This is a genomic window from Actinocatenispora thailandica (assembly GCF_016865425.1).
GTDB classification, from domain to species: Bacteria; Actinomycetota; Actinomycetes; order Mycobacteriales; family Micromonosporaceae; genus Actinocatenispora; species Actinocatenispora thailandica.
This window is the reverse complement of sequence record NZ_AP023355.1, coordinates 1099841-1113935: the sequence shown is the minus strand read 5'-3', so window position 1 is coordinate 1113935 and position 14095 is coordinate 1099841. Positions and strand designations below refer to the sequence as shown.

The 14095-nt window shown below is 72.1% G+C and carries 14 protein-coding genes; 10 read left to right on the top strand and 4 right to left on the bottom strand.

Features of this window, described 5'->3' with window-relative positions; all coding sequences use genetic code 11:
* Positions 1 to 2: 2 nt before the first annotated feature.
* Positions 3 to 644, bottom strand: a complete 642-nt coding sequence (locus tag Athai_RS04940) for a TetR/AcrR family transcriptional regulator (protein WP_203960372.1) — start codon at positions 642 to 644, stop codon at positions 3 to 5.
* A gap of 141 nt (positions 645 to 785) precedes the next feature.
* Between Athai_RS04940 and Athai_RS04935 the strand changes: the two genes are divergently transcribed.
* The 6 genes from Athai_RS04935 to Athai_RS04910 all read left to right on the top strand — a co-directional run bounded on the left by Athai_RS04935 (position 786) and on the right by Athai_RS04910 (position 8871).
* Entirely contained in the window at positions 786 to 1997 is a 1212-nt protein-coding gene (locus tag Athai_RS04935; RefSeq protein WP_203960371.1) for a cytochrome P450, read from the top strand.
* Positions 1998 to 2060: 63 nt separating this feature from the next.
* On the top strand, positions 2061 to 2255 hold the full coding sequence (locus tag Athai_RS04930) for a ferredoxin (RefSeq protein WP_203960370.1): 195 nt from the start codon (positions 2061 to 2063) through the stop codon (positions 2253 to 2255).
* A gap of 146 nt (positions 2256 to 2401) precedes the next feature.
* Complete coding sequence (locus Athai_RS04925; protein WP_203960369.1) at positions 2402 to 3103, top strand: DUF4389 domain-containing protein; 702 nt, start codon at positions 2402 to 2404, stop codon at positions 3101 to 3103.
* Between the two features lie 144 nt (positions 3104 to 3247).
* Positions 3248 to 4789: a DUF3375 family protein gene (locus Athai_RS04920; RefSeq protein ID WP_203960368.1), complete on the top strand. Its 1542-nt coding sequence runs from the start codon at positions 3248 to 3250 to the stop codon at positions 4787 to 4789.
* A complete protein-coding gene (locus Athai_RS04915; protein WP_203960367.1) occupies positions 4782 to 5516 on the top strand; it encodes a DUF4194 domain-containing protein in 735 nt (244 codons plus the stop codon). The genes Athai_RS04920 and Athai_RS04915 overlap by 8 nt, the downstream gene beginning before the upstream one ends.
* Positions 5509 to 8871 (top strand): ATP-binding protein, encoded by a 3363-nt coding sequence (locus tag Athai_RS04910; protein ID WP_203960366.1) that lies wholly within the window; start codon positions 5509 to 5511, stop codon positions 8869 to 8871. The genes Athai_RS04915 and Athai_RS04910 overlap by 8 nt, the downstream gene beginning before the upstream one ends.
* 208 nt (positions 8872 to 9079) lie before the next feature.
* Here Athai_RS04910 and Athai_RS04905 read toward each other — a convergent pair whose 3' ends face one another.
* The 3 genes from Athai_RS04905 to Athai_RS04895 are packed head-to-tail and all read right to left on the bottom strand — an operon-like array spanning position 9080 to position 10394.
* A complete protein-coding gene (locus Athai_RS04905; protein WP_203960365.1) occupies positions 9080 to 9409 on the bottom strand; it encodes a nucleoside triphosphate pyrophosphohydrolase family protein in 330 nt (109 codons plus the stop codon).
* Between the two features lie 46 nt (positions 9410 to 9455).
* A complete protein-coding gene (locus tag Athai_RS04900; RefSeq protein WP_203960364.1) occupies positions 9456 to 9764 on the bottom strand; it encodes an L-rhamnose mutarotase in 309 nt (102 codons plus the stop codon).
* A 51-nt stretch (positions 9765 to 9815) separates the two neighbouring features.
* A complete protein-coding gene (locus tag Athai_RS04895) occupies positions 9816 to 10394 on the bottom strand; it encodes a TetR/AcrR family transcriptional regulator (protein WP_203960363.1) in 579 nt (192 codons plus the stop codon).
* 137 nt (positions 10395 to 10531) lie between these two features.
* On the opposite strand from Athai_RS04895, the gene Athai_RS04890 reads away from it, so the two are divergent.
* From Athai_RS04890 to Athai_RS04875, 4 genes are all read left to right on the top strand, one after another.
* Positions 10532 to 11095, top strand: a complete 564-nt coding sequence (locus tag Athai_RS04890; RefSeq protein ID WP_203960362.1) for a hypothetical protein — start codon at positions 10532 to 10534, stop codon at positions 11093 to 11095.
* 102 nt (positions 11096 to 11197) lie between these two features.
* On the top strand, positions 11198 to 11497 hold the full coding sequence (locus Athai_RS04885; RefSeq protein ID WP_203960361.1) for a FeoA family protein: 300 nt from the start codon (positions 11198 to 11200) through the stop codon (positions 11495 to 11497).
* Complete coding sequence (feoB, locus tag Athai_RS04880) at positions 11494 to 13431, top strand: ferrous iron transporter B (RefSeq protein WP_203960360.1); 1938 nt, start codon at positions 11494 to 11496, stop codon at positions 13429 to 13431. The genes Athai_RS04885 and feoB overlap by 4 nt, the downstream gene beginning before the upstream one ends.
* Positions 13428 to 14018, top strand: a complete 591-nt coding sequence (locus Athai_RS04875; RefSeq protein WP_203960359.1) for a NifU family protein — start codon at positions 13428 to 13430, stop codon at positions 14016 to 14018. The genes feoB and Athai_RS04875 overlap by 4 nt, the downstream gene beginning before the upstream one ends.
* Positions 14019 to 14095: the final 77 nt, after the last annotated feature.

Sequence of the window (14095 nt, the reverse complement as noted above, 5' to 3'; positions counted from 1 at the left end):
GGTCAGCCGTCCGGCTGGTCGGTGATCCGGCCGATCGCGTCGGCCAGCTGTTCGCGGTGCTCGTCGAGGACGGCGTGGGTGAGCCCGGCGCCGGCGGCCCCGGCGAGCCGGTCGGTGGCCACCCGCAGTACCGCGCTGAGCGCCGCGGCGCGCACCTGCACGCCGAGGCTGTCCACGGGTTCGCCGAGACGATCGGCCAGCACCTCGGCGAGGGTGGTCTCGGCGCGTTCTCGCAGCATCAGGTAGGTCGCGCGCAGCGCCGGCTCCTGCCCGGTCATCCGGACGACCTGCAGCACCGCGTCGAGGTCGGTGGCGGGGGCCGAACCGAGCATCGGGGTGTACGTCGCGCGCAGGTGTTCGGCGAGGGCGATCTCGGCTGGCCAGGCGCGGACGGCGGCCTGGAAGGCGTCGACCATGGTGGTCAGCAGCGGTTCGGCGCAACTGTCCTTGGTGCGGAAGTGGCGCCACAGGGTGCGTTCGGAGATCCCGGCGGCCCGGGCGATCTGTTCGCCGGTGGTGGCGGCGACGCCCTGCGCGGCGAACAGCCGTACCGCGTGCCGGGAGATGGCCAGGCGTTGCCGCTGGCGTTGCCGGTCGCTGACCGGCGGCCGGCCTCGTCGCGGCGTCCCGTCTTCGCCGGTCACGCTCGTCACCTCCGTACCGGTCCGGTCGGCATCCAGCGATGGAAGCACGTGGCGGGCTCCGATGCCGGCCGGCCGAATTGTTGTCAGGCAATGCCAATAAACAGTATGGTCGACTTGCCCGATATGACCGGAGGAGTGCCCATGAGCGTCGCCGCCGAACCCGTCCAGTTACCCATCGCCCGGCCCAACGTGCTCGACCTCGCCCCGCTGTACGAGGTGCTGCGCCGGGAAGCTCCGATCACGGCGGCCATCACGCCCGCCGGCGACCCCGCGTGGTTGGTCACCCGCTTCGCCGAGGTGCGCGACCTGCTCGGCGACAAGCGGCTCGGCCGCTCCCACCCGCAGCCGGAACGCGCCGCGCGGATCACCACCGCCGCGATCCAGAACGGCCCGTCGGGCAACCACGACACCGAGCAGGCCGACCACGCCCGGATGCGCCGGCTGCTCACACCCGCCTTCTCCGCCAAGCGGATGCGACTGCTGGGCGACCACGTCCAGCGCCTCGTCGACGGGTACCTCGACCAGCTCGTCGCCGACCACGCGGCAGCGCCCGACCGGGTCGTCGACCTGCGCGACGGGCTGGCGTTCCCGCTCCCGGTCGCCGTCATCTGCCGGCTGCTCGGGGTACCCGAAGCGGACCGGGAACGCTTCCACGGGCTGTCCGAACGGATGGCCAACTACGCCATCGGCGACGACGCCGAGCGGGCCCGGGCCGAGTTCAGCGCGTACATGACCGGCCTGGTCGAGGCCAAGCGCGCGGAGCCGGGCGAGGACGTGATCACCGACCTGGTCCGCGCCCAGAGCGCGGACGAGTCCTTCGACTACGCCGAGATGGTGCGGCTGTGCGTCGGACTGCTGTTCGCCGGGCACGAGACCACCGTCAACCGGATCGGCCTCGGCGTGCTGTTCCTGGGCACCCACCCCGACCAGTGGCGGGCGCTGACCGCCGATCCGGACGGGCGGGTCAACGTGACGGTCGAGGAGATCATGCGGCTGGGTGCGCCTGGCGAGCTCGGCCTGCTGCGGTACGCGCACACCGACCTCGACGTCGCGGGCACCACGATCCGGCGCGGCGACGCGGTGATCCTGTCGATCAACGCGGCCAACCGGGACGCCACCGTCTACGCCGACGCGGAGACCTTCGACCCCGACCGCGCGGAGCGTACCCACCTCGGGTTCGGGCACGGCGCGCACTTCTGCATCGGCGCCAGCCTGGCCCGAACCGAACTGCGCATCGTGTTCGCCACCCTGGCCCGCCGGCTGCCCGGCCTCCGGCTCGCGTGCGGTCTGGACGACCTGACGGTCTCCCCCACCCTGACCGGCAGCCTCGCCGCCCTTCCGGTGACCTGGTGACCCCGCGCCGGGGGGCCACCCCGGCGCACTGCCCTGCCGACCACCCGCAGCGAGGAGAAGACCGTGCAAGTGTCCGTCGACCAGGAAGCCTGCGTCTCGTCCGGCCAGTGCGCGCTGACCGCCGACGACGTGTTCGACCAGCGTGACTCGGACGGCGTGGTGGAACTGCTGGACGCCGACCCGCCGCAGGGCCGGTGGCGAGACGTCCGGGACGCCGCCGCGCACTGCCCGGCGATGGCGATCACCGTGCGGGAGTGACGGCTCGTACCGCCGGCACGGTGCCGGCGCGTGCCTCGGGTTGCTCCGGAAGGCGGTCGGGCTGGCGGAACGCGCCCGCGCCCGACCGCCGACCTCTAGCGTGGTGATCATCACTGACTGCGAACCGCGCGTCGGAGGTACCCGGCATGCAACCGATCCCCGCGTCCGAGCCGCTCCAGCTGACCGGCCGGCTCGACCCGCCGCCCAACCGCTGGCTGTGGCTGCTGAAGTGGCTGCTGGCGATCCCGCACTACATCGTGCTGTTCTTCCTGTGGATCGCGGTCTGGGTGGTCACGATCATCGCGTTCTTCGCCATCCTGTTCACCGCGCGCTATCCGCGGCCGCTGTTCGAGTTCACCGTCGGCGTGCTGCGCTGGAGCTGGCGGGTGGGCTACTACTCCTACTCGGTGCTGGGCACCGACCGGTACCCGCCGTTCACGCTCGCCGAGCGGGAGGACTACCCGGCCACCCTGTCGGTGGCCTACCCGGAGCGGCTGTCCCGCGGGCTGGTGCTGGTGAAGTGGTGGCTGCTGGCGATCCCGCACTACCTGCTCGGCGGCGCGATCGCCGGCAGCAGCTACGGCGGGTACCGGTGGGCCGAGGACACCGCCGGCCGCTACGGCACCGCCAGCCTGGTCGGGCTGCTCGTCCTGTACGTCGGCCTCACCCTGCTGTTCGCCGGCCGGTACCCGCGCGGCATCTACGACCTGCTGATGGGCATCCAGCGCTGGGGCTACCGGGTCGGCTGCTACGTGTCGCTGCTGACCGACCGGTACCCGCCGTTCCGGCTCGACCAGGGCGGCGACGAGCCCGCCAGGACGCCGGGCCACCCGGGAGTGGCCGCATAGCTCGGCCCGTGCCAGCCGCAGCCCGTCGGGCTGCGCACGGGCGGCGGGCAGCCGGCGTCGGAGCGTCGACGGGATCGTGAGACTGTCACCGTGGCGTCGTATTGTGCGGGGCGTCGTTGTACCGGGGGGCAGGCGGGGGCGTTCGTGGCGGGTAGGGGTGCCGAGCAGTTGCTGCACGAGTTCAGCAGCAACGCCGAGGCGGACGTGACCATGTCGCTGCTGCGGTCCGGCGACGCGCTGCTGCACCTGGCGTTGATGGCGGCGCACCTGGGCGACGGTCAGGTGGTGGACGGGGCGGCCCTGGCCACGGCCATCGACCGCGACCTGCCGCGGCTGGTCCGGTCGGCACCGCTGTCCGGCGACGGCCCCGGGTTGGCGTTCGCCGACGCCGACGCGCTGTTGACCCGCTGGACGAAGAAGGGCTGGGCGCACCGCACCGTCGACCCCGAGTCGCGCTCCGAGCGGTACCAGCTGACCGCCGGCGCGGCGCAGGCGGTGCGGCAGATGCGCAACCTGCGTCGGCACACCTCCACCGCGACCGAGTCGGCGCTGGCGATGGTGATGGCCGGGGTGCACCAGATCGCGACGGAGGCCAACCCCGACCTCGAGGCGCGTCGGGCAGAGCTCGACGAGCAGATCGGTGCGCTGCGCGCCAGGCGGGCCGAGCTGGAGCGCGGCGTCGCGCCGGCGGTGGCGCATGCCGAGCTGGTGGAGCGGATCTCGGCGTTGATGCACCTGGTGGAGCGGATCCCGGCCGACATCGCCCGGTACGGCGAACGCATGCAGGCCAACACGATGGCGCTGATCCGGCAGAGCCTGTCGGACGACGCCGCGGAGTTCGCCGAGTCGCTGCAACGGATGTTCGACGGGCACGACGTGATCGCGGAGTCGCCCGAGGGGCAGGCGTTCCGGGCGTTCGCGACGTTGATCGGGACACCCTCGCAGCGCTCCCGGTTGGAGACCGACATCGCCGACGTGCTGCTGCGCGTCGAGGGACTGCCGGCGGAGGTCACCGAGGCGTTGGACGGGTTCATCGACGCGATGTGGCAGCGGGTGCGCGAGGTCGAGCAGGCCCGCGCGATGGCGTTCCGCCGCATCAGCACCTTCGTGCGCGGCGGCGACATCGCGCACTACCGCAGCATGCGCACCCGGGTGGTGGAGGCGCAGACCGCGGCGGCCGAGGCGTTCGCGGTGACCCACGGCGGTCGCGACATCGGCTTCGCCGTACCGACGAGCGGGGTGGACGCCACGTCGGTGGGACGGCTGCGACTGCACGAGGGGCCGCCGGAACGACCCGATCCGCTGGTCGACGACGCGGGGTTCGCGATCGACCCGGCGACCCTGATCGGCGCCGAGTCGATCGACTGGTCGGCGCTGCGGCAGGCGGTGAACGCGGCGATCGAGGCGCACCACGGCATCGCGACGCTGCCGGACGTGCTGGAACTGCTGGCGGAGCCGCGTACCGGTGACATCGTCGGGCTGTGGTCGCTCGCGGCCCGGTTCGGCAAGGCCGACCTGCGGACCCGGGTCACCGTGGTGGCGCACACCGCGCAGGGGCTGCGCCCGATCACGTTGCCCTACCTGCTGTTCGGTGACGAGCTACCCGACCCGGCCGAACGCAGCGGCCCACCACGCCCGCGGCCCGGCCAGGGCAGCCTGCTCACGGAGGTGCCGGCCGGTGCCTGAGGAATCCGAGGCCTTCGACCCGGCGCTGTTCGCCGAAACACCGTCGCCGCCGTTGGACCCGACCGAGGTCTTCGCCGCCGAAGCGGCTGCCGCACCGGTCGGCGCGCACCTGGAACGCGACCACGAACCACGCTTCGACGGCGACACCAGCGCGCTGCCGCCCGAGGTCTGCTGGACGCTGCAGGAACTGGTCGCCGCGCCGCACCTGACCGACAAGGCGAAGAAGCACTGGGCGATCGTCCTGCAGTACGAGCAGGTGCTGCGCAGCCGGCTGGCGGAGCTGGGGCTGCTGCTGGAGGTCAACCGGGAACACCGGTACGCGTTCACCCGGCAGGCCGACGACCCGAGCCCGCACAGCCGCGCCATCCTGCGCACCCGCACCCTGAGCCTCGCCGCCAGCGCGCTCGCACTGCACCTCTACCAGCAGTACCTGGTGGCGCCGGACGATCCGGTGGTGTCGACCACCGACATGATCGACCACATGTTCGCGTACAAGCGGGCCACCGACACCGACGCCGCCGCGTTCGACAAGAAGATCCGCACCGCGATCAAGTCGCTGGACGACGCGTCGATCATTCAGCCGATCCGCGGCACCGACCGCTACCTCATCCTGCCGGTGATCACCGCGATCCTGACCGCGGACCGGGTCGAGGCGCTGACCGACACCTACACCGCGATCGCCCGCGGCGACATCGGCGCGGCCACCGAGGAGGACGACGATGAGTGACCGGGCTCGGACCATCCACCTCGGTCAGGTGCGGCTGACCCGGCTGCAGGTGATCAACTGGGCGACCTTCAGCGGCTACAAGGACTTCCCGATCGACGAGCGGGGCGTGCTGTTCACCGGCCCGTCCGGTTCCGGGAAGTCGTCGCTGATGGACGCGCACTCGCTGGTGCTGCTGCCGACCCACGACCAGCGGTTCAACGCCTCGGCCGACCTGAGCGCGCGCGGTGCCAAGCAGGCCACCCGCAGCGTCGCCGACTACGTGCGCGGTGCCTGGTCGGAGACCAACGACGACCACGCCCAGGCCCGCACCCGCTACCTGCGCGGCGGCAAGCCGACGTGGTCGGCCGTGGCGGCCAGCTACGACGACGGGCTCGGTACGGTCACCACCGCGGTGGTGGTCAAGTGGTTCACCGGCGCGGAGACCGACAACGCGTCGCTCAAGTCGCTGTTCCACCTGTACGAGGGGGCGTTCGAGCTCACCGCGCTGACCGGCTGGGCCGACCGCGGCTTCGACACCCGGTGGCTGCGCGCCACGTTCGCCTGCACGCACTGCGACGGGCCGGTCAGGTTCTCCCGCGAGCTGTCCCGCCGCATCGGGCTGGCCAACTCCAGCATGGCACTGTCGTTGCTGGGCAAGGCGAAGGCGATGAAGAACGTCGGCGACCTGAACCTGTTCATCCGGGAGAACATGCTCGACGAACCGGAGACGTTCACCGCCGCCACCGACATGCTCGACACCTTCACCCCGCTCAACGACGCGTACGAGACGGCCCGGCGCGCGCACGCCCAGGAGAAGGCGCTGCACGACCTTCCCGACGCCTGGCAGCGCTACCAGCAGTCCGAACAGCGCCAGACGATGGCCGACGAGCTGCTCGGCGCCTCGCTCGACCACTACGTGCGGGCCATCCAGGTGCGGGCCGCGCAGACCGCGCTGGACGAGATCGACGGCACGGTCGAACGGCTCGACGCCGAGCTGTCGGCGGCGAACACCGAGGTCGAGCAGGCGTCCGAGCGCTACCAGTCGCTGGAGGCGCAGCTGCGCCGGGACGGATCGATCCTCAGCGAGCTGCAGACCCAGCTGCGCGGTGCGCAGAGCGAAGCACAGGCCCGCCGGCGCGCGTACCAGAGCTTCACGGGCCTGGTCGACCAGGTGGAGCAGCCGGTGCCGACCAACCGGCAGGAGTTCGACGAGTTCCACACCCGGCTGGGCAGCCTGGTGTCCACCGCCGCCCGCGAACGCACCCAGCTCGCCGGCCGGCGGCACGCGGTGTTCGCCGCGGCCGCGGCCGCTCGCGACCGGCACAGGGGCAAGGAGTCCGAACTGGCGGCGCTGCGCTCGGCGCGGTCGCTGATCCCGCCTCGCCAGCGCGAGCGCCGCGAGCTGATCGCGCACGGGGCGCAGATTCCCGTCGAGGACCTGGCGTTCGCCGCGGAGCTGATCGACGTCGCCGACGGCGCGGAACGGTGGCGGCCGGCGGCGGAGAAGGTGCTGCGCGGTTTCGGACTGCGGCTGCTGGTGCCGGCCCGGCACCAGCAGGCGGTGATGCGGTTCGTCGACGAGCACGACATGCGCGGCGTCGTCGAGTACAGCGTCGTCGGCCCCGTCACCGCCGCTGCGCCGCGGCCGGCGGCCGACACGCTGGCCGGCAAGCTGACCGTCGACACCGACCATCCCAGCGGCGGATGGCTGGCGGCGCAGCTCGCCAAGCGGTTCCAGCACGTGTGCGTCGAGTCGGCCCGGGAGCTGGAACCGCACCCGGTCGCGGTCACCGTGCACGGCACGGTCAAGCAGCCCGGCAACGTCTTCCGCAAGGACGACCGACCCGAGCTGACCAGCCGCTCCTCGTACATTCTGGGCGCCAACACGGCCGCCAAGATCGCCGCGATCGAGGACGAGCTGGCGACCCTCGACGAGCGCCGCCGGGTCACGCAGGCCGAAGCCGACCAGCTGGACGGGCGGTGGGCGGCGCTGGAGCGCATCGGCCGCTGCGGAGCCCAGCTGGCCGACCACACCGACTGGGACCAGCTCGACCACGCCAGCGCCGGACACCGGGTCGACGAGCTGACCGACCGGCTGACCGAGGTGCGTGCGAACGACGCCAACCTGCAGCTGCTGGAGAAGCGCCGCGACGAGGCCAAGCAGCGGTGGGAGGACCTGGTCGACCAGCGCGCCGCCCTCAAGAGCCAGCTGTCCGGGCACAACGCCCGCCAGCAGGCGCTGATCGAGATCCTCGACGCCGAGGCCGGCCGTCCGCACGAGCTCGACGCCACCAGCCGCGGCTACCTCGACGAGGCGCTCGCCGCGACCGAGATCGTGCTCGACCCGGAGAACGTCAACCCGGCCAGGACCGCGCTGCGCCGCGAGCTGCAGAACCGGCGGGAGGCGGCCAACGCCGAGCGGATGCACGCCCGTACCCGGGTCAAGAGCGCAGTCGACCGGTTCTGCGAGCAGTGGCCCGACTCCGCCCCGGACACCAGCGGCGACGTCGACGCCTGCGGAGCGGACTTCGCCGCGCTGCACGCCGACATCAGGCAACGCAGGCTGCCCCAGGCGATGGACCGGTTCCAGCAGATGATCAGCGAAGACATGGTGCCGTCGATCAGCGTGCTGCAACGTGCCATCGAGAACGCCACCGACGACATCCGGCGCCGCGTCGACATGGTCAACAACGGGCTGCGCCGGGTCGAGTTCAACACCGGCCGGTACCTGCAGATCGCCTACAAGGCCGCTCGATCCGCCGACGTGCGCGAGTTCCGCACCATGGTCGACACGCTGCTCAGCCAGGCGCCGGGCGCCCGCGGCAACGCGACCAAGCTGCTCGCCCAGTTCCAGCGGGTGCAGAAGCTGATGGCACAGTTCACCGCCGACACCGCCGAAGCCCGTGCCTGGCGCCGCAACGTGCTGGACGTGCGCACCAGCTACAGCTTCTACGGCCAGGAGGTCGACGAGGACGGGGAGATCCATTACACGTACCGCAACACCTCGTCCAACTCCGGCGGCGAGCAGGAGAAGCTCGTCGCGTTCTGTCTGGCCGCCGCGCTCAGCTACAACCTGGCCGACCCGGACGGCGACGGGCTGCCCACGTTCGCCCCGCTGATGCTCGACGAGGCGTTCAGCAAGTCCGACGAGGAGTTCTCCCGGCAGGCGCTCGCCGCGTTCGACGACTTCGGCTTCCAGCTGGTGATCGCGGCACCGATCCGGATGGCCGGCATCCTCGAACCGTTCATCGGCCAGGCCATCCTGGTCGACAAGCGGCTGCTGCCGCACGGCGCCCAGTCGGACGCCGCCACCGCCACCTTCGGCGAGCTGATCACCCGCGCCGAACGCCCCGACGACCGCCGCGCCACCGCCTGACCTGCTCACCCCGCACGAGGTCCGGCTGCCGCCGTCCGACCGGTTCCGCTCCGTGTCCGCCGCCGCGCGGCCGTGCTCGGTCGGGCGCCGTCGGCCCAGGTTCGTTGCCGCCTACCGCCGCAGTCCACCGGCCGGCTGCCGCAGTCTGGCGCCCGGTCCACCGGGGTACCGGCGGGTGCCGGTCGCGCCGCAGCCGCCCACGCCCGGGTCAGCGGTCGTCGCCGGCGCCGCCGAGGACACCGCGGCGTTGCCGGCTGGCGAGCTTCGCCAGGTTGCCCGCGGCGATCTCGTCCAACGACAGGTCGAGGTAGTCGGCGAGCACCGCGAGGTACCAGAGCACGTCGCCGAGTTCCTTGGCGATGTCGGCCCGGTCGATGCGCGCCTCGTCGCTGGCTGCGTCGCGGACCCATTTCTTGAACTTCTCCGCGACCTCCCCGGACTCCCCGACCAGTCCGAGCACCAGGTGCAGCAGTTCGTTCTTCTTGTCGCGGGGAGCCGCGGTACGCAGCGCGCCACGCTGATACTCGTCCAGGTCCATGGCCGCCCAGTATGGCCGACCCGCCGGGCCCGACCGGCTCGGCCCGTCAGTCGAGGCGGAAGATCTCCGGGAGCAGGCCGGGACCGTCGTCGTCGACGCGGTGTTCGAGCAGCTCCGCCATCCGGTCCTGCCAGCGGGTGTTGACCTCGGTGTCGGCCATCGCCGCCAGCGCCGCCTCCGGATCGTCGGCCTCGAAGTACCCGAACGCCTGCCGGCCGCACAGGTGGATCGAGTAGTTGCGGAAGCCGGCCTTCCGCAGCGCCGCCCGCATCTCGGGCCAGACCTCCCGGTGCGCCGCCACGTACTGCTCGACCCTGCCTGGCCTGATGGTCAGCACGAACGCGCCCCGCGCCATGCGATCACCTCCGTCGGTGCCGGAACCGTACCGGGCTACCGGGCTACCGGGCTACCGGTCTGCCGGTGGGCGGCTGCGGTCGCGGTACTTCAGGAGTCCCTCGATGCCGAGCAGGAACGTCTCCCCGATCGGCTTCGGATCGGTCAGGCAGCCGGCGGCCATCGCGCCGTCGCGCAGCATCACGAAGTGCCGGGCGGCGGGCTCCGGGGTGGCCTCGCCGGTGGCGGCGAGCAGTTCGGTGACCGTGGCCAGGAACCACTGCCGGTGCCGGAGCACCGCCTGGTGGACCGGGTGCGCCGGGTCGGGGTACTCGGCGGCGGCGTTGAGGAACGCGCAGCCCCGGAAGCCCTGGCTCTGGATGTCCTCGGCGATGTGTCTGCCGACGGCCCGCACGATGTCCTCGGGTGCGGCGTGCTGGGACCGGGCGGCCGCCGTGCGCGCGCGGATCGCCTCGTCGGCCTGGGTCAGGTACGCGACGACCAGGTCGTCCTTGCTCGGAAAGTGCCGGTAGAGGGTGGCGCGGGTGACCTTCGCGACGGCGATGACGCGGTCGACGCCGACGGCGTGGATGCCTTCGGCGTAGAAGAGTTCGGTCGCCGTGTTGAGCAGTCGGGCTCGCGCCTCGGACATCTGCCGTCCCTCCCTCGTCGCGCCGCGTCGAGCCTAGCAGACAGAACGATCGGTCTTGACAAGGTCGACGGCAGCTCGCATCATCAGGGAGACCGATCGTTCTGTCTCTCTCGTCGTCACCTCCCGGAGGAACTCCGATGTCCACGTCCATCGACACCGACGCCGCGGTGAGCGCCGCCAGCGGCAGCAACGGGCTGCGCAACCTCTACTACGTCCGGTTCGGGTTCGCCATCGTCTGGGCCGGCCTGATCGTGCTCGTCGCGTCGACGCTCGACCCGGCGAGCATCGGCCTGCTGGTGATCTACCCGCTGTTCGACGCCGCCGCCGCGGTGATCGACTTCCGGACCGCGGGAGGCACCCGACCCCGCAACCCGCTGTACGTCAACATCGCGCTCAGCGTCGCCACCTTCCTCGGACTGGCCGCCGCGGCGACCTCGGGCATCCCGAACGTGCTGCGGGTGTGGGGCGCCTGGGCGATCACCGCGGGCGTCGTGCAGCTCGTCGTCGCGATCCTGCGGTACCGGCTCGGTGGCCAGTGGGCGATGATCCTCAGCGGCGCGATCTCCACCGTCGCCGGCGCCGGCTTCGTCCTGCAGGCCGGCGGGAGCAACGCGTCGCTGACCAACATCGCCGGGTACGCCACGCTCGGCGGCGTCTTCTTCCTGGTCTCGGCGATCCGCCTGCACCGCCGGGCCCACTGATGCGCGGGTGTGACCTGGGCGGCGGAGGTTTGACTTCGGTCCGCCGATGAGCTTAGGCTCGCCTAAAGTCGCTGAGTGTCCGCCGGCCCACGGAAGGTGGGTATGTCGATCGTCTTCACCCGCCCGCGGGCCCGCCGGGCCACCGCGCCCGGGACCGTCGGCGGCCGGCCCGGTGCCCGGCTCGCCGACATCCGCCCCGGAACCAGCTGCCGGATCGTCGACATCGACCACCGGGTCGAACCGGCCGCCGCGCGCCGCCTGATGGATCTCGGGTTCGTCCCCGGCGTCACGGTCACGGTGCTGCGCAAGGCACCGCTGGGCGATCCGGTCGTCCTGCAGGTGGCCGACTACGAAGTGGCGCTGCGCCGGACGCAGACCAGCGGCATCCTCGTCGCCTCGTGAGTTCGCACTGCGGCCCCACGAACCAGACCGTCACCGGCAGCGCCCGGCTGGCGCTCGTCGGCAGCCCGAACTCCGGCAAGACCACCCTGTTCAACGCGCTGACCGGGCTGCGCACCAAGACCGGTAACTACCCGGGCGTCACCGTCGCCCGGTTCGAGGGGAAGGTCCGCCTCGACGGCCACGACCTCGTCGTCGAGGACCTGCCCGGCACCTACAGCCTGGACCCGATCAGCCCGGACGAGCAGGTCGTGGCCGACGTGCTGGACCCCGAACACGACGGCATCAGCACCCCGGACGGGATCCTCGTCACCCTCGACGCCACCGCGCTGCGGCGGTCGCTGGGGCTGCTCACCCAGGTACTGCGGACCCGGCTGCCGGTCTGCGTGGTCCTCACGTTCTCCGACGAGCTGGCCCGCCGCGGCGGCAGCCTGGACGTGGACGCGTTGCAGCGCGCGCTCGGCGTCCCGGTGGTCGCCGTCACCAGCGGTTCGCGTACCGATCTCGGCCGGTTGCGGCGGCTGCTGCCCGACGCGGCCAGCTGGCAGCGGCCGGTACTGCCACCGCCGACCGACCGGGCGCAGGCCCAGGCCTGGGTGGAGTCGCTGCTGGACAGCGCGCACTACCGGGTGCCGCACGCCGACCGGCGCACCCGGCGGATCGACGCCGTACTGCTGCATCCGCTCTGGGGCACGCTGATCTTCTTCGCGACGATGTTCGCGTTCTTCCAGATCATCTTCACCGTCGCCACCCCGCTGCAGGACGGCGTGCAGGCGTTCTTCACCTGGCTGGGCAACCTGGTCACCGGGCACGTGCACAACCCGCTGCTGTCCGGTTTCCTGGGCAACGCGCTGATCGGCGGCGTCGGCAGCGTCCTGGTGTTCCTGCCGCAGATCGCGCTGCTGTTCGTGATGATCTCGCTGCTGGAGGGCAGCGGGTACCTGTCCAGGGCGGCGTTCCTGATGGACCGGCTGATGGCCAAGGCCGGCCTGGAGGGTCGCGCGTTCGTCGCGCTGCTGTCCTCGCTGGCGTGCGCCATCCCGGGCATCATGGCCACCCGCGCGCTGCCGTCCGCCCGGGACCGGTTCGCCACCATGATGGGCGCGCCGCTGATGACCTGCTCGGCGCGGCTGACCGTCTACGTACTGCTGATCGGCCTGCTGGTCAGCCCGGGCACCAGGCTGGGTCCGTTCGGCGCGCAGGGTCTGGTGATGTTCGCGCTCTACCTGTTCGGCGCGCTGTCCGCGATGGGTACCGCCTGGGTGTTCAAGCGGTTCAGCAGCCGCGGCGCCGCGCTGCTGCCGTTCTACATGGAGATGCCCTCCTACCGGCTGCCCAAGCTGCGTACCGTTGCCGTCTCGGTCTGGGACTCCTGCAAGGGATTCCTGCGCAAGGTCGGCCGGATCATCCTGCTGGTGACGGTCGTGCTGTGGCTGCTGCTGAACCTCCCGCTGCGCAGCGACGCGCAGTTGACCGCCGCCGGGGTCGACCCGGGCAACCATGCCGCCGCCTCGGCGTACGTGATCGACCACAGCTACGCGGCGACGGTGGGCCACGCCGTGGAACCGGTCTTCGCCCCGCTCGGTTTCGACTGGCGGGTCGACATCGGGGTGCTGGCGTCGCTGTCGGCGCGGGAGGTGTTCGTCGCCACCCTCGGCCAGGTCGCCGCAGCGGAGAACCCGGACGAGCCGACGAAGGCGCTGCGGGACATGACCTACACCGATGGCCCGCACCAGGGGCAGCGGCTGTTCACCCCGGCCACCACCGCGGCGCTGCTGGTCTTCTTCCTGTACGCGTTGCAGTGCATGTCCACCATCGGCGTGATGCGCCGGGAGACCGGTACCTGGAAGTGGCCGGCGGTGGCCTTCGGCTACATGTTCGCGCTCGCCTGGATCATGGCCTTCCTGACCCACACCGTCGTCGCGGCGCTGACATGACGGTTCTCGTACCGATGCATCCGGAGGCCACCGGCGACCCGCAGACGGTCCGGTGGGTGATCCCGGCCGGGACGCTGCCGGTCGCCGGGCCGATGGCGGCGCTGCCGGACGAGCTCGACGGGTTGGCGGCCGCGGGAGTGGTCGACTGCGTCGAGGTCGAGAGCCGGGCCGTGCTGGTACGGCTGGCCGACGGGCACCGGTGGGACGCCGACGGCCCGGCGGTACGGGCGGGGCTCAGCGCCGCGCTGCAACAGCCGGAACGGTGGCGGCCGGTACACCGGGGCAGCGACGAGGAGTTGCTCCGCGGCGCCCTGCAGGACGTGCTGGACGGCCCGGCCGGCGACTACGTCCGGTCGCACGGCGGGCAGATCACGATCACCTCGACCCGGGACTGCCGGGCCGAGGTGTCGATGACCGGTACCTGCGCGCACTGCCCGGCGGTCGATCTGACCCTGCACTCGCGGCTGGAATCGGAGCTGCGGCAGCGGTTCCCCCGGCTGGTCGAGCTGCGCGCCGTGGACGGCTCGGGTTCGACACGGCACGGCGGCCGGCCGACCTGGCTCACCCTGCGCCGCCGGCGCGGCTGAACCCGCCCTGGCACCCGCCCGCCGGTGAACCCGGCCGCCGCGCCGGGACTCGACCACCGGCTGCCCGCGACGCCGGC